16 protein-coding genes are annotated in these 15,132 nt (G+C 67.3%); 9 read left to right on the top strand and 7 right to left on the bottom strand.

Annotated elements, in window-relative coordinates; all coding sequences use genetic code 11:
- Positions 1-28 precede the first annotated feature (28 nt).
- Both TA3x_RS16550 and TA3x_RS16545 read left to right on the top strand, forming a co-directional pair.
- On the top strand, positions 29-565 hold the full coding sequence (locus tag TA3x_RS16550; RefSeq protein WP_435015759.1) for a DUF6677 family protein: 537 nt from the start codon (positions 29-31) through the stop codon (positions 563-565).
- Positions 562-741, top strand: coding sequence for a hypothetical protein (locus TA3x_RS16545; RefSeq protein ID WP_435015758.1), 180 nt, complete (start codon positions 562-564; stop codon positions 739-741). The genes TA3x_RS16550 and TA3x_RS16545 overlap by 4 nt, the downstream gene beginning before the upstream one ends.
- Here TA3x_RS16545 and TA3x_RS16540 read toward each other — a convergent pair.
- Both TA3x_RS16540 and TA3x_RS16535 read right to left on the bottom strand, forming a co-directional pair.
- Positions 722-1,849, bottom strand: a complete 1,128-nt coding sequence (locus TA3x_RS16540; protein ID WP_435015757.1) for an ATP-grasp domain-containing protein — start codon at positions 1,847-1,849, stop codon at positions 722-724. The genes TA3x_RS16545 and TA3x_RS16540 overlap by 20 nt on opposite strands.
- Before the next feature lie 90 nt (positions 1,850-1,939).
- The gene (locus tag TA3x_RS16535; protein WP_435015756.1) at positions 1,940-2,254 is read right to left on the bottom strand and encodes a DUF6370 family protein; all 315 of its coding nucleotides are present in this window, start codon (positions 2,252-2,254) and stop codon (positions 1,940-1,942) included.
- A 282-nt stretch (positions 2,255-2,536) separates the two neighbouring features.
- Here TA3x_RS16535 and fae point away from each other — a divergent pair, with 282 nt between their 5' ends.
- The 4 genes from fae (at position 2,537) to TA3x_RS16515 (ending at position 6,078) form a co-directional block, all read left to right on the top strand.
- The gene (fae, locus tag TA3x_RS16530; protein ID WP_435015755.1) at positions 2,537-3,043 is read left to right on the top strand and encodes a formaldehyde-activating enzyme; all 507 of its coding nucleotides are present in this window, start codon (positions 2,537-2,539) and stop codon (positions 3,041-3,043) included.
- A gap of 74 nt (positions 3,044-3,117) precedes the next feature.
- On the top strand, positions 3,118-3,987 hold the full coding sequence (locus TA3x_RS16525; RefSeq protein WP_435015754.1) for an NAD(P)-dependent methylenetetrahydromethanopterin dehydrogenase: 870 nt from the start codon (positions 3,118-3,120) through the stop codon (positions 3,985-3,987).
- An 8-nt stretch (positions 3,988-3,995) separates the two neighbouring features.
- The gene (locus TA3x_RS16520) at positions 3,996-5,015 is read left to right on the top strand and encodes a DUF1464 family protein (RefSeq protein ID WP_435015753.1); all 1,020 of its coding nucleotides are present in this window, start codon (positions 3,996-3,998) and stop codon (positions 5,013-5,015) included.
- A gap of 19 nt (positions 5,016-5,034) precedes the next feature.
- Positions 5,035-6,078 (top strand): ComEC/Rec2 family competence protein, encoded by a 1,044-nt coding sequence (locus tag TA3x_RS16515; protein WP_435015752.1) that lies wholly within the window; start codon positions 5,035-5,037, stop codon positions 6,076-6,078.
- A gap of 6 nt (positions 6,079-6,084) precedes the next feature.
- On the opposite strand, the gene TA3x_RS16510 is transcribed toward TA3x_RS16515, so the two are convergent.
- The 5 genes from TA3x_RS16510 to TA3x_RS16490 all read right to left on the bottom strand — a co-directional run bounded on the left by TA3x_RS16510 (position 6,085) and on the right by TA3x_RS16490 (position 10,926).
- Positions 6,085-7,041 (bottom strand): lysophospholipid acyltransferase family protein, encoded by a 957-nt coding sequence (locus tag TA3x_RS16510; RefSeq protein ID WP_435015751.1) that lies wholly within the window; start codon positions 7,039-7,041, stop codon positions 6,085-6,087.
- Between the two features lie 205 nt (positions 7,042-7,246).
- A complete protein-coding gene (locus TA3x_RS16505) occupies positions 7,247-7,501 on the bottom strand; it encodes a hypothetical protein (RefSeq protein ID WP_435015750.1) in 255 nt (84 codons plus the stop codon).
- A gap of 309 nt (positions 7,502-7,810) precedes the next feature.
- Positions 7,811-8,905 (bottom strand): DUF1559 domain-containing protein, encoded by a 1,095-nt coding sequence (locus tag TA3x_RS16500; protein ID WP_435015749.1) that lies wholly within the window; start codon positions 8,903-8,905, stop codon positions 7,811-7,813.
- 420 nt (positions 8,906-9,325) lie between these two features.
- On the bottom strand, positions 9,326-9,739 hold the full coding sequence (locus tag TA3x_RS16495) for a hypothetical protein (RefSeq protein WP_435015748.1): 414 nt from the start codon (positions 9,737-9,739) through the stop codon (positions 9,326-9,328).
- 101 nt (positions 9,740-9,840) lie between these two features.
- Positions 9,841-10,926 (bottom strand): DUF1559 domain-containing protein, encoded by a 1,086-nt coding sequence (locus TA3x_RS16490; RefSeq protein WP_435015747.1) that lies wholly within the window; start codon positions 10,924-10,926, stop codon positions 9,841-9,843.
- Positions 10,927-11,344: 418 nt separating this feature from the next.
- Between TA3x_RS16490 and TA3x_RS16485 the strand changes: the two genes are divergently transcribed.
- The 3 genes from TA3x_RS16485 (at position 11,345) to TA3x_RS16475 (ending at position 14,796) form a co-directional block, all read left to right on the top strand.
- A complete protein-coding gene (locus TA3x_RS16485) occupies positions 11,345-12,613 on the top strand; it encodes a Gfo/Idh/MocA family protein (protein WP_435015746.1) in 1,269 nt (422 codons plus the stop codon).
- 16 nt (positions 12,614-12,629) lie between these two features.
- Positions 12,630-13,727, top strand: a complete 1,098-nt coding sequence (locus tag TA3x_RS16480) for a DSD1 family PLP-dependent enzyme (protein ID WP_435015745.1) — start codon at positions 12,630-12,632, stop codon at positions 13,725-13,727.
- Positions 13,728-14,106: 379 nt separating this feature from the next.
- A complete protein-coding gene (locus TA3x_RS16475; protein WP_435015744.1) occupies positions 14,107-14,796 on the top strand; it encodes an RNA polymerase sigma factor in 690 nt (229 codons plus the stop codon).
- Positions 14,797-15,132: the final 336 nt, after the last annotated feature.

Below are 15,132 nucleotides of genomic sequence, written 5' to 3'. Positions count from 1 at the left end.
GGACGATCGGACGCACGAGAGCCCGGCCATGACCCCACCGCCGATCAACCTGAAGAATCGGCCCCTCGCCGCCCTGCTCACCTACCTGGTCCCCGGCCTCGGGCATCTTTACCAGGGGCGGACCAGCAAGGGCATCCTCTACGGCGTCTGCATCCTCGGGCTCTATTTCGTCGGCCTGGCGATGGGCGAGTGGCGGAACGTCTACTGGCGATGGGTCAGCCCGGTCCAGGATTCGGAGCGGTTCTGCTTCTACTATCTCGGGCAGTTCTTCGCCGGCCTGCCCGCCCTGCCCGCCCTGATCCAGGCCACGCTCCTCCATTACGGCCACGGGCCGATCCTCGGCGGGTTCCTGGCGGAGCCCAGCCAGAACCAGATCAATAGCCTCTACCAGCCCCTCGGCAAGATGGTCGAGATGGGGTCGCTCTACACGACGATCGCCGGCCTGCTGAACATCCTGGCCATCTTCGATGCCTACGAGGGGCCGGCCCATCGCGACGCCGATGAGGCGGCCGAAACGACCGTCGCATCCTCCGACGTCCTGTCCAAGGCGGGGGCCTCGGCATGATCCACTACGCCTTCATCCTGCCCCTGGTCACCGCCATCAGCCTGGTCTACTCGGCCTCGCGGCATGAGGAATGGTCCCGGATCCTCCCCCAGGCCGTCCGGCTGTTCGGGGCGATCCTGGGCATCCTCCTGGCGACCACCGTCATCCTGCTGATCATCAACACCCAGGTGGGCTGACCGGCGAGAGCCGACCCCGGTGGTGGCGAAGCCGCGCGGAGAGCCGGCGGCGGCAGTCGGCCGGAGTCTCGCCCGCGGCGAACGCGGTGAGGACAGGTTCCCCGGGCTCGAAGGTCGTCCCGGGATGGGGGATGTCCCCGATCTCGGGGAAGGCGTCCGGGTCGAGGTCGTCCGGCGCGACGTGTCCCATCCATCGCGACCGGCGATCGGCCCGGAGGATCGCCTTGGCCACGAATCGGCCCGGGGAGGGCGGATGCGGCCGGGCGGCGAAGTCAAAACCGCAGGCGCGGAGATGGCGAGCCAGCACGGACAGGCCCGACGCCCATTCCAGCACCTCGACCGACGCCGTGTAGCGCGGGTTGACCTCGATCGCCCAGGCTCGCCCTCCGCTGAGGATCAGGTCGACGCCGAAGATCCCGGCCAGCGGGAACGCCGAGGCCAGAACCGCACCTATCCGCTCGACCTCGGCGGAGACCTCCGAGGCGACCGGCCACGGGCCCAGGCTGCCGCGATAGGCGACGCGCGGGCCGTCCCCCGTGCCTCCGACGAACTGGCGGGTGATCCCGGCGAGCCGGCACCGGCCCCCCTCCGCGACGTAGATTGCGGACAGGGGGAGACCTTGGATCCGTCGCTGATAATACCGGCCGGGCCGCTCGATCCCGCCGGTCCAGGGGCGGATGCCGTGGCCCCCGGCCGAGGCGAGCGGCTTGGCCAGCCAGGAGCCGTCCCGGGGCAATCCCTCCGGGTCGCGGCAGGCATCCGGGGCCGCCAGCCCGTCGGCCCGGAGCAAGGCGGCGACGGCGAGCGGGTCGCGGACCGCCCGGAGGGCCGGGCCGGCGTTCCCGAGGAGGCGGTGCCGGGCGGCGATCTCGTCCACCAGGTCGGGCCGATTCTCCAGTGCCCCGGTGTAGAGGCAGGGGGAAGGCGGCCGCGTCGCGGCGAAGGCCGCCAGTCCCGAGGGATAGTCCGAAAAGTCGACCCGCGTCGCGGGGCAGGCCCGGGCCAGGTCGAGGTCGGAGAACAGATCGGCGCAGTCCGGGCGAAGGCCGATCCGGAGGGCGGAGAAGGCCGCCGCCCGGGCGCTGGCGCCCAGGATCAGGAGGGCCAAGCTCGATCCTCCGGGCATCGGGCGAGCGATCGAGGACCGACGGGCGAGAGGGTGCCCGTCGGGTTCTGATCGGAGGAGAAGCTGGCCGGTTTACTTGGCGGCTTCGATCTTGGTGGCGGTCATGACCTTCTTGCCGTCCTTCTCCTCGACGGTGCCGGTGGCGGTGGTCTTGACGGTCGCCTTGCAGACCTTGCCGTGGTAGGCCTTGGCGGTCGGGTTCTGGGCGAGGTAGTACTTGACGGTCTTGCCGCCTTCCTCGACCTCGATCACGTTCTGGCAGGTCGGGGTCTCGCTCAGGGCGCACTTGCCACACTTGCCTTCGCCCGTGATGGTGACGGGGTCGGCGGCCAGGGCGATGCCGGTGAACAGGGCGGCCACGGACAGGAACGGGATGAGCTTACGCATGCGGGAAGGCTCCCAAAGGTTGGAGACCGGGCGTGGCGGATCGGCCCGATCAGGGCGAGGCCGGAGAGGAGGAGAAGGCCTCCTTGGCGACATTGGATCACCAACAATGTTCCACCACAATTGATTTTTTTCCACATTCGAGAGGGGGACGCGGGGGTTGCGGTCGGACCACCGGGTGTTATCATCTCCGATTCGACCGACGCCTCGGGCGTCGGGGCCGTCCTCGCCCCGAGCGGACGGCGTCATTCACGATCACAGCCCATGCTAGGGAGCGGTAGAACGATGGCCAGCGAGCACACCATGTACGTCGGCGAGGCCCTGGCGGGCGATGGCAACGAAGTCGCCCACATCGACCTCCTGATCGGCGACAAGGCCGGCCCGGTCGGCACCGCGTTCGCCAACGCCCTCTGCAACCAGTCGGAAGGCCACACCAACCTGCTGGCGGTGCTCGAGCCGAACCTGATCACCAAGCCCGCCACCGTGATGATCACCAAGGTGACCATCAAGGGGATGAAGCAGGTCGTCCAGATGTTCGGCCCCGCCCAGTATGCCGTGGCCAAGGCCGTGGCCGACAGCTTGGCCGACGGCACCATCCCCCAGGCCGAGGCCGACAACCTGGTCATCGTCTGCGGCGTGTTCATTCACCCCGCCGCCGACGACAACAAGAAGATCCTCGACTACAACTACGAGGCCACCAAGCTCGCCATCAAGCGGGCCATGAAGAACGAGCCGGCCGCCTCCGAGGTCGTCTCCAAGAAGGATTCCGCCAAGCACCCGTTCGCCGGCTGATCCGACCGGACTGTGCGGAGGGCCCGCTTCGGGCCGGCCCTCCCGACTCCCTCATCCCGGATCGAGGCGCGACGATGAGCGAGGCCGGCAAGCCGACCATCCTGATCCAGCTCGATGCCGACCCGCAGCCCAGCGTCTTCGACGGCGTGGTGGCGGTGGACTCCGGCGTGGATCACCTGTTCCGCCACGGCGGGATCACCCCCGAGGCCGTCCGGGATCTCGTCCACGGGGCCCTGTTCACCCGGGGCGGGCCCGACCTGAGCCGGACCGCGATCTTCGTCGGCGGCTCCGACGTGGCCCGGGGCGAGGCGCTCCTCAAGGCCGTGACCGACAGCTTCTTCGGCCCGTTCCGGGTCTCGGTCCTGCTGGATGCCAACGGCGCCAACACCACGGCCGCCGCCGCCGTCCTCGCGGCCCTGGAAGGCTCGGGCGGATCGGTGGACGGGGCCCGCGCCGCCGTCCTGGGAGGTACCGGGCCGGTCGGCCAGCGCGTGGCGCGGCTTCTCGCGGGACTCGGGGCCGAGGTGGCCATCGGCTCGCGTTCTCATTCTCGCGCCGAAGAGGCGGCCCGGGTGGTCGGCAAGGCGACCGGCAAGACGCTCTCGGGGTTCTCGACGAACGACATGGCCCGCGGCCTCGACGGGGCCTCGATCGTGGTCGCCGCCGGCGCGGCGGGCGTGACCCTCCTGCCGTCCTCGGCCCGAACGGCGGCCTCCGACCTCCGGGTCCTGATCGATCTCAACGCCGTCCCGCCCGCCGGGATCGAGGGGGTCGAGGCGACCGATCGCGACAAAGATCGCGATGGCCTTCGCTGCTGGGGGGCCCTGGGCGTGGGCCGGACCAAGATGAAGATCCACAAGGCGGCGATCCGGTCCCTGTTCGAGTCGAACGACAAGGTGCTCGACGCCGAGGCCGTGTTCGAACTCGGCCGGAGCCTGACCTGAAGGATGCCATGCTTCGCGTCGTCGGCACCGACCCGGGGACCGGCAGCCTCGACCTCCTGCTCCTGGTCGATGGCCAGGTCGCCGGCCAGTCGTCGCTCGACCCCGAGGCGCTCCGGGCCCGGCCCGATGCCCTGGCCAAGCTGCTCCGCCAGTGGCGGCCGATCGACCTGATCGCCGGACCGTCCGGCTACGGCCTGCCGCTGGTCCGCGGTGAGGATCTCCGCGAGGCCGACATCGACCGGATGGCCCTGGTCCGCCCCGACCAGAGGGGCCAGGATGCCGGCGTGATCGGGTTTCGCGGCTGGGTCCGCGAGGTCCTCAAGTCGGGCTGGCCGAGCGTCTTCCTGCCGGGCGGGATCCACCTCGGGTCGATCCCCGACCACCGCAAGGCCAACGCGATCGACCTGGGGACGGCCGACAAGGTGGCCGTCGCTGCCCTGGCCTGCTGGGCCGATCGCCACGCCACGCCCTCCCCCGCCCGCTCGTTCGCGGTCGTCGAGATCGGCTCGGCGTTCACGGCGGTCCTGGTCGTCGAGGGGGGCAAGATCGTCGACGCGGCGGCCGGGTCCCGCGGGCCGATCGGGATGAAGTCCGGCGGCGCCTGGGATGGCGAGGCCGCCTATTGGCTCGGCCCTTTGACCAAGGCCGACCTGTTCCGCGGCGGCGTCCGCGACCTCGGCGACATCGGCCCGGCCGCGTTCCGCGAGTCCCTGGTCAAGCACGTCGCCGGGCTCAGGGCGGTCACGCCGTTCGACCGGATCTACCTGTCCGGCTCGGCGGTCGCCGGGTTGGGCGCGGGCAACGACCTACGGCGGCTCGTGACCACGGCCCTGACCCCCTTCGGGGAGATCCGTCGCCTGTCCGGCCTGCCCGGGGCCTGGGTCAAGTCCGCCGCCCAGGGCGCGGCGCTGCTGGCCGACGGGCTGGCCGGGGGCCGCCATGCCGATCTGGTCGAGGCCCTTGATCTGCGATCGGCGTCGGGCACAATCGGGGACTCCCTCCGGATCCGGCCGACCGATCCTTCCTGAACCCCCTCGGATGAACTCCATGACCAACGCCTGCGCCGCCCTCTTTCTGGGCCTGAGCCTGTGCGGGGCCGACGCCCCGGCGTCCGGCAAGTTAGACATCTATTTCATCGACGTGATGGGCGGGGCCGCCACCCTGGTCGTCACGCCCGAGCGCGAGTCGCTGCTGATCGACTCGGGCTGGCCCGAGCTGATGGACCGCGACCCGATCCGGATCGAGCACGTCCTCAAGGACGTGGCCAAGCTCGACCACCTCGACCACCTGGCGACGACCCACTGGCACATGGATCACTACGGCGGCGTCGAGGGGCTGAACAAACGGGTCAAGATCGGGAAGTTCTGGGATCGCGGCCTGCCCGACCCCAATGCCCCGGACGGTGATAAGGCCGCTTTCCCCGACGGCCCCGCCGGGAAGATGGGCAAGGCTTACCTCGAAGCTTCGGCCGGCAAGCGACAGGGCCTCAAGGCCGGCGACACCCTGCCCCTCAAGGGCAAAGTCGAGGTCCTGGTCCTGGCCTCGGGGGGCGAGGTGATCGCCACCCCGACCGGGCCGCCCAACCCACTCTGCGCCGAGGCCCCGGCCGACCAGGCCGAGGACAAGTCCGACAACGCCAAGAGCCTGACCTTCCGCTTCCGCCTGGGCGACTTCACGTTCCTGGACTGCGGCGACCTGACCTGGAACATCGAGCACAAACTGGTCTGCCCGGTGGACAAGATCGGGCCGATCGACGTCTTCCAGGTCACGCACCACGGGATGGACATCTCCAACCATCCCACCCTGCTGAAGACGATCGCCCCGACGGTGGCGATCATGAACAACGGCCCGCGCAAGGGCGGTGCGGCGGCGACCGTCGAGCGACTCCGGGCCCTGCCCTCGCTCAAGGCCGCCTATCAGCTCCACAAGAACGCGGCCACCTCCGCCGAGCAGAACACCGACCCCGCCCTGATCGCCAACCAGGGCAAAGACGGCGGCCAGTTCATCCACGTCGCCGTCGAGCCCGACGGGTCGAGCTATACGGTGCAGATCGGCGAGGACGGGCCGAAGGCCACCTATCCGGCCCGCTGAACGATCTCACGCGGCCGAGGCGGCCGGGACCTCGGCGACCGGGGCCCTGGCCTTCTTCGGCTTCGGTTGGTGCTTCCAGCGGCGGTGGAGCCAGAGATACTGGTCGGGGTCGCGGCGGATGATCGCCTCCAGCGCCGAGGTGTAGCGCTGGGTGAGCAGCCGGACGTCGTCGGCGGTGCCGGTCCATTCGGTCGGCTGGATCAGCTCGGTGCAGCCGACCTCGTAGCGGAAGCCGGGGCCGATCCGCCGGGCGTATCCGACCATGACCGGGGCCTTGTGCTCGATGGCCATCAGGGCGATCGCCTTGTGGGTCGAGGCCGGCCGGCCGAAGAAGTCGACGTACATCCCCCGCTCGCCGGCATCCTGATCCGCCAGGAACGATAGGACGCCGCCCGTCCGCAGGACGTCGAGCATCTGGTCGTATCCCCCCTTCTTGGGGATCATCTTCTGCCCGGTCCGTTCGCGGAACGACCGGAGGAATCGGTCGAGATAGGGGTTGTCGAGCGTCCGCGCCACCGAGTTGGGCGGGAAGCCGAAGACTCCGAACAGGTATCCCGCCATCTCCCAGTTGCCGAAGTGGCCGGTGAGCATGATGATCGGCCCCCCCTTGAGCAGCTGATCCACGACCATCGGGTGGCCGACCAGGGTGATCCGGTCGCGCCAGGTGGTCGGGTGGAGCTTGCGCGGGATGTGGAGGATCTCCATCAGCATCATGCAGAAGTGGCGATAGACCCCGCGGATGATCTGGTCTCGCTCGGCCTCGGTGTACCGGTCGCCGAACGCCAGGCGCAGGTTCTCGATGCCGATCTTGCGGTGCCGCTTGTTGACCCGGTACAGGAGCGCCGCCAGCCCCTCGGCGAAGGCATAGGACTGCTCGATGCTCATCGCCTGGGCGATGGCGACGATCAGCCGGACGAGCAGGTACAGGCTATAGTCGATCCACCACGGTTGCTTCCGCTTCACAGTCGGCCACTCCTTCGACCGGGCCCGCCCCGTCCGTCCGGGGTCCGCGCGGGGATGCTACCCGCGTTCGGCCGAAAGATCAAGGTTCCTCGATGGCCATCCTCCGGCCCGGAGGCTCGTAGCGGTCGACCCGGGAATGCGAGAGGGCTGCCAGGGTCCCCCGGGCAGCCCTTCATGATTCGACCTTCGCGGAGCGGCATTCGGATCAGGAACCGGCCTTCGCGCCCGCCTTCGGCGCGGCCTTGAATTCCTCGGCCGTCATCTTGGTCACCGTCCGGTCGAGGTGGAGTACATAGCCGCCCTTCTCCGGGACGTCCTTCCCGTAGGCCAGGATCTCCGGGGCCGTCGACTGGCCGGGTTCTTCCTTGATGTCGGGGAGGGTTGCGCCCCACTGGACGATGATGTTGCCATTCCGGACTTCGTTCATCGCGGCCGACATCATCGTATTCATGATTTCCATGTCGGCCATCTTGCGGGGTGGCTTCTTCTGGGAAATCGAGAAAATCCGATAGTCTTCGCCCAGAGACTGGAGAAACCCCTTCTCATCCAGTCCACTCGCTGCCAGGGAGGCCTCGCCGCCGCCCCCGCCGCCGCACCCCGAAAGCAATCCGAGGATGACGAAAGCGACCCATGACCTTCTTCCCAATCTTTTCATCAACCTATCTCCATGTAAAAGAGCCAGGGGGGAAGATCATCCTCCCCCCTGGCCCGAATTGAGTTCGAAGCAGGTCGCCGCGGACGGCCTGCGGCCCCTATGGCGGGGGTTGGATCAGTAAGCGTCGGCGCTGACGACTTCCCCGCCGGCCTTGGAGCCGAGGGCCCGCCAGGTGATGGGATTGATCGTGTCCTTGATGAAGCGGACCGAACCATCGCAGAACGTGGCATTCACGCCGCCCGGGTGGTAGCTCCGCGCCGCCCCGTGGACCTGAGTGTACGAGCTGTCAGTACAATCCCACTGCTTGTAGTTGGGGGGCAAGGTGTGGGAATAGACGCTCGTCGAAGGGAGGTCGCGGTGATACTGCTGACCGCGATAGCGGATCCGGGTCTGTGAGGCGAATGTGACGCAGTCGCTGGGCGGGGTGATCGTCCCGGCGCCGGTGAAATTACCGTTCGCCATGTAGACGTTCAACAGGTCCGGGATCGGGATCCCGTCCCCGGCCGGGGTCCCATCGATCGCACGCGAACGCCTCGTCTCCGAGAACAGGGCCGTGTTGCTCGTCCCGTCGGTGATCTCGGCGATCGTGGTGCGCGATGCGGCCAGGTAGTCCGGGTTGGGGACCGTGTTGGTCGGGGCATCGAGCCACTGGGGGTTCCCGAGGAACCGGAAGTTGAAGATGCCGGCGCGTCCCGAGTCGGCTTCCTGATAGGCCGCCGTGCCGAGCTGCTGGCTGGGCGTATTGCCGATGCTGCCGAAGTAATTGTTGTAGCCGTATCCCCGGGAATTGCCCTGGATGAACTTCGTGGTGTTCGGGTCGGAGGGGCAGACATACGAGGAAACGATCTGGGACATGGCCGTGAGATTGCCAAGTTCCCCGGTCGCGACCGAGATCTGGAGATTGAAGGCCGAGAAGGCCGCCCCCTGCTCCATGTACTGGAGCATGAATGCCGCGGGCGACATCCGGGTCTTGTTCGAGCTGATGGTCGGGCGGGGTCCGCTCCCCGGCGGGAAGGCGCTGTAGGTCGACTCGAAGTTGAGGGCGGCCAGGCCCATCTGCTTCAGGTTGTTGGTGCACTGCGAGCGGCGGGCGGCCTCGCGGGCGGCCTGCACGGCGGGGAGGAGCAAGGCGATGAGGACGGCGATGATGGCGATGACGACCAGAAGCTCGATGAGAGTAAAACCACGCCTCGGACGATGACCTGTCATGCTGGACCTCCGCTGAAAATTGCAAGAAAATGACGGGTGGCGGATGTGCCGAAATCGCGAGTTCCGTCGCCAAAGGCATGGAATCGGAAATCGTCAGGCTCGGGGAGATCCAGAGAGGGGGGGCGTCTCGGATCGAGAGCGCGGCGGGACGTTCGGTGCGGCGAGTCGCTTTGGGTTCCAAATCCGACTCACTCTGCCGGATCTTGGCTCGACTTCGAGGCCGACCCGGATCGGGAGATTCTACTCGGAAGGCGCTCGCGATTCAAGAAACCAGCGATTGATCCCGCGATTCACCGACCGGATGGGCGAGAAAACACAACACGATCCCTGATGATCCCTCAACTCAAAATGCATGCTCTCGTGGATGAGGGCGAGGGCCGGATCATGCGTAATCCGACCTTCGCGCCGAGCCCGATCGGATCAAGATCCGGCCTTGGGGGCTGCCTTGAATTCCTCGGCCGTCATCGACTTGATTTTGCGGTTCTTCATCAGGACCAGCCCCCCCTTCTCGGGGACTTCCTTCATATAGGCGAGGACCTCGTCGGGCGAATCGCCGGTGCCTTCCTCGGTGAGGTCATTCAATTTCGCCCCCCACAGGATGACGATCTCGCCCCGCGCGGCCGCGTTGATCCCATCGGGAGTGCCCTCGCGATAGGGCGCGAAATCCTTGAGGCTCTGGGGTGGCTTCTTGCTGACCTCGGAATAGAGGCGATAGATCGTCCCGATCTCGGAGAGGGCGTTGTTCTCGAAGACGGCCGGGGAATTCTCCACGGTCGAGCTGCCGCAGCCGCTGAGCAAGAGGGAAAGGGTGATGGCAAGCAGGGATGATCGCATGGGTGTTTGTTGATTCCAGAGGAGGCCGATATAGAAAAGCCGCCGCCGGCCCGGGGTGGGACGGCGGCGGGACGGGTTTGGTCGAGTCGGGGGTTGTCGGATCAGAATGCGTCGGAGGAGATAATCTCGCCGCCGCCCCGGGTGCCGAGCGCTCGCCACGTCCCGATATTGACCGTATCCTTGACGAACCGGACCGAGCCATCGGCCATGCTCACGTTCACCCCACCGGGATGGTAGCTCCGCGCGGCGATGTGACCGACGGTCAGGGCAGCATCCATGCAGTCGAAGCCCTTGTAATTGGGCGGGACCGTATGGCTGTAGGTCGAAAGAAACTGCGTCCCCCGGTAATACTGCTGACCGCGATATTCGACCCGGCTCGCGGTGTTGGTATCGCACTCGGGGAGGCGAGGGGTGTAATTGTCGACGGCGACGTTCCAGGTCCCGGTCGCGCGATGGATGTGGTTCTTATCGTTGGCCGTCCCCGCGTCGGTCGCACTGGTCAAGGGAGACCGACGGATCTCCGAGAACAAGCTCGTGTTGCTCGTCCCATCAGTCACATCGGCGATCCGTACCCCGCCGACCGCGGAGCGGAATTTGGGATTGACCGCCACTGACCCGCCGCTCAAGTCCATCTGCATGTTGAAGATGCCCAGCGTCGCGGTGTTGGTCTCGGCGGTCGCCGTGGCCGTGTTGTACAACTGGGCGGCGGTGGCGCCGATGCTGGCATAGTAGTTGTCGTAGCCAATCTGACCGGTGCTACTGCCCCAAACTCGACTACCGGGCATTTTGGTCGTGGAAGGGTCGGATGGGCATACCAAAGCGGAGACTTGCTGAATGCGGGCCGTATCATTTTCGGGGTTCTGGACGTCGATATTGAGGTTGAAGACGGCGAACAGATTGTTCCCCTCGATGAACGGCAGGATCTGAGCCTGGACGCTCGCCCGGGTGAAGGTGGAGCTCAACACCGGGACGGGCCCCTGGCCATCGGGGAACTTGCCGTTGGTCGACTCGAAGTTGTGGATCGATAGGCCGAGTTGCTTCAGGTTATTGGTGCACTGGGCGCGGCGGGCGGCCTCGCGGGCGGCCTGCACCGCGGGCAGCAGGAGCGCGATCAGCACGGCGATGATGGCGATCACCACCAGAAGCTCGATCAGCGTGAATCCTCGTCTTATGTTGGGGCGTCGCATCGTCTGACTCCTGTCGACGGGAGGGGGCAATCCACCACGACCGCCGATCAAGGCGAAAAGCCCCCGATCGCGGAAGACGTACCAAAGATATGACGGCCGGTGGATGAAAGGTCGAGATCCGGTCGCTCGACCGGTCGATGACGTGCGAGAACCGTCGGAGCGGCATCGCATGAGGCGGGCCTGGGAGCCCGCATCGCAGAAAATCTTCCTCGTCATGCTCTCTTAAATTTATCCCGAATCCGAGGCGCAGGCAAGACGCAAGACATTAAGAGTTCGTTGAATCGAGGTCAGCGTCCGGGGATGTTGCCGAAAAACCATTGCCGGGTGGGGACCGTGGGGCTACCCTCGGGGATCGGGTCGGATGTTCACCCGGCGACGGGCCGGGAAGTCAGCCCCGATCTTTCCGATGGGGGCGTTGATGATGACGGGGATCGACCGGCGGGTGTTCCTGGGCGCGATGGGCGCGGCGGCGGTCGGGGCGCGGATGGCTCCGGGGTCCTCCCCGGCCAGCGAGCGGCTCCGGGTGGGTGTCATCGGCGTCCGGGGACGCGGCAACGACCTGGCCAAGGGGTTCGCCGCGCGGCCCGACGTCGAGGTCGTGGCCCTCTGCGACATCGATGACGAGGCGTTCGCCAAGCCGGCCAAGGCGGTCCAGAAGATCACCGGCAAGGAGGCGCCCCGCACCGAGAAGGACTTCCGCCGCCTCCTGGACGACAAGGGGATCGACGCGGTCATCAACGCCACGCCCGACCACTGGCACGCCCTGATCGCCGTGATGGCCTGCCAGGCCGGCAAGGACGTGTACACCGAGAAGCCGGCCAGCCACAACATCGTCGAAGGCCGGCGGATGATCGAGGCGGCCCGCAAGTACGACAAGATCGTCCAGGTCGGCATCCAGCGCCGGAGCATGCCGCACGTCATCGAGGCCGTGAAGCACGTCCAGTCGGGCGGCATCGGCACGGTGGGGATGGCCCGCGCCTGGATCATGCAGAAGCGTCCCGCGATCGGCCCGCCCAAGCCGGCCGAGGTCCCCAAGGGCGTCGACTACGCGATGTGGCAGGGCCCGGCCGTCGATCGCCCGTTCGTCGAGAACCACTTCCACTATAACTGGCACTGGTTCTGGAACTGGGGCACCGGCGAGCTGGGCAACAACGGCGTGCACGGCCTCGACGTCGCCCGATGGGGGCTCGGCGTCGACGCCCCGCTCTCGGTCGCGTCGCTGGGCGGCCGTTACGTGTTCGACGATCGCGAGGTGCCCGACACCCAGGTCGTTTCCTACGAGTATCCCAAGGCGTGCATCGTCTGGGAGCACCGGCTCTACGACAAGCACCCGATGGAAGGGATGGGCTTCGGCATCGCCTTCCACGGCGACAAGGGCGTCCTGACGATCGATACCAATGGCTGGAAGGTCGAGGACGGCGACGGGGCCAGCGGCAAGGCCACCGGCGGGGTCGAGGCCCACTATGCCAACTTCGTCGACTGCGTGAAGTCCCGGGCGAAGCCCAACGCCGACATCGAGCTGGCCCACCACACGACCCGGCTCTGCCACATCGGCAACATCGCCCATCGGGTGGGCCGCAAGGTCGCCTTCGACGCCGCCACCGAGACCTTCCCCGGCGACGCCGAGGCCAACGCCCTGCTGGGCCGCGACTACTCGACCCGATTCGAGATGCCTTCACAGGTCTGATGCGAGATCGAAACTGATGCGTATGAGCGCGATTGGCCGGCGGGTCGAAGACCTCGACACGCCGGCCCTTCTGCTGGACATGGACGCGTTCGACCACAACGTCCGCGTCATGTCCCGCACCCTCGCCGAACGTGGGGTCGCATGGAGGCCCCACGCCAAGGCGTTCAAATGCCCAGCGATCGCCCACCTGCTCCGGCGGGCGGGCGCCATCGGCGTGACCGTGGCCAAGGTCTCCGAGGCCGAGGTGATGGCCGCCGGGGGGATCGACGACATCCTGATCGCCCACCTGGTCGTCGGCGCCCCCAAGGTCGCCCGGCTCGCGGCGCTCCAACGCCAGGCCGACGTCAAGGTGACCGTCGATCATCCCGATCATGTGGGCCCGCTCGGCTCGGCGGCGCGGGACTTCGGGGTCGAGATCGGCGTCCTCGTGGACGTGGATCTCGGGATGGGCCGGGGCGGAGTCGGCTCGCCGGATGGGGCCATCGCCCTGGCCCGCCGCGTCGCGGCGACGCCCGGACTCCGATTCGACGGCCTGATGGGCTACGAGGGGCACACCCTCTTGATCACCGACCCGGCCGAGAAGCGGGCCGCCATCCGGGGGGCCCTGGACATCCTACTCGCCGCGCGTGGAGCGGTCGAGGCCGACGGCCTCCCCTGCCGGATCATCTCGACCGGCGGGACCGGGTCCTACCAGATCACCGCCGACATCCCCGGGATCACCGAAATCCAAGCGGGAGGCGGAATTTTCGCCTGCATGTATTACGTTGAGGGATGTCGGGTGGCGGGGCATCTCAACGCCCTGTCCGTGCTGGCCACGGTGGTCGGGCGGCCCTCCCCCGATCTGGCCGTCCTCGATATCGGCCGAAAGTCGATCAGCGATTTCAAGCAGGATCCGGTCCTGGTCCAGCCCGGGGGGTGTCGCGTGCAGAGCCTGTCCGCCGAGCATGCCGTGTTCCAACTGCCCGGCGGGGTCAACCTGCCCATCGGGTCCAAGGTCCGGGTCGTCCCGGGGTACAGCGACTTCACCTTCGTGCTCCACGACCGGGTGCTCGCCCATCGGGCGGGACTCGTCGAAGCGTCCTGGGATCTACCCGGAAGGGGGATGTTACAATGAAGGAAATGGGAATTCCTGAATTCATCGTCGCAACGGTCACGATGATCTTTTAGAATGGGTGATGTCGGGGCGAAACGCTGATTGCGTGCCTGATTGGTTGCATGCTATCTTGACGATGACGTCACACAAACCTGATCTCGCCGAATTTCATCCATTGGATTAGGGTAGCCGCGGGCGTTCCCCGGCGGCCGGGATCTGGGATGGGGCCATCATGGCGATGATGACCTATTCCTTGTGATGAGGGGTGGGGTTCGGGGGCGCCGAGAGAAAGGAACGGGGCTTGAACGGCAAGGATCGAGGGAAACGACGACGCGCTTATCGGCCTGGTGTCGAGGCTCTGGAGGCGATCCGCCTGCTGAGCACCGTCATGGAGGCGCCGATGGGCCTGATCGCGGAGTGGGATATCCCCGCCGCGTCGGCCGGAGTCGACGTCCCGACGATCTCGGATCATGCCTGGGATGCGGCGCTGGTCGAATCCGGCCTGATCGACTTCCTCCCCGGCTCGATCCATCATGCCGAGGTCGACGAGTCCGACATCGCCTCGGGCCTGGCCCAGGTGGATCGCTACCTGGCGCGGTCGTGGGCCCGGGCCGGGCTGTCCCCGCAGAAGTTCGACGACTGCACCCAGGCCGTCTATGCGAGCCTGCTGGAAGGGATGGGCCGCGGCCGGTTCGACCGGATGCTCGGCGAGGTCGGCCAGTCGGGGATCCGCGAGGTCCTGAGCCGCGAGACGGCCGAGGGACCCGACTTCTTCCGCGCCATCGACACGGTCAAGAAGCGGGCCCAGCGCGAGCGCAGCTTCCAGCCGCTGGACGCCGCCGCCGAGATCCAGGCCTCGACGGACCCTCGTTCCGAGACCGCCCAGGACGACCTCCGGGCCTCGCTCCGCGACGCCGTCGCCCGCACCCTCTCCCCTCGGGAAGCGGCCCTGATCCGGTCGACCCTCCAGGGTGAGACGCCGGCGGAGATCGCCGAGCATTGGGGGGTCGCCCCCAAGACGGTCAGCAACGAGAAGACCCGCGCCCTGCAGAAGCTCCGCGAAGTCCTGGTTTCCGACCTCGATTTCTGACCCTTCCTGGCCGGACTCCCCCGCGATTCCGATACATTGATTGGCTCGGCCCGCCGACTCGGCGGTTGCCGGCGATTCGAAATAAATTACGCACACTGCCCAGCTTGCGGCAGGGCCTTGCTTCACGCTTGCATGAAGTTAGACTGGTTGGCTTGCGAACGCCGCGACGGACGGGTCGACACGCCGAGGTGCCCTCCTGCTGGACGATCGCTAGTCAGGGCGCACCCCGCCCGGGTGACGTCTTCGCCCTTTGCCGCAGCACCCCAGGAGTACGACGCGATGTCTCGCCAGACACACAGGATTGCCGCGCCCATCCGCCGCGAACGGTCTCGGAGG

The sequence above is a fragment of the Tundrisphaera macrotermitis genome, from assembly GCF_051175315.1.
In the GTDB taxonomy this organism is placed as follows: Bacteria; Planctomycetota; Planctomycetia; order Isosphaerales; family Isosphaeraceae; genus Tundrisphaera.
This window is presented reverse-complemented; position numbering and strand designations above follow the sequence as displayed.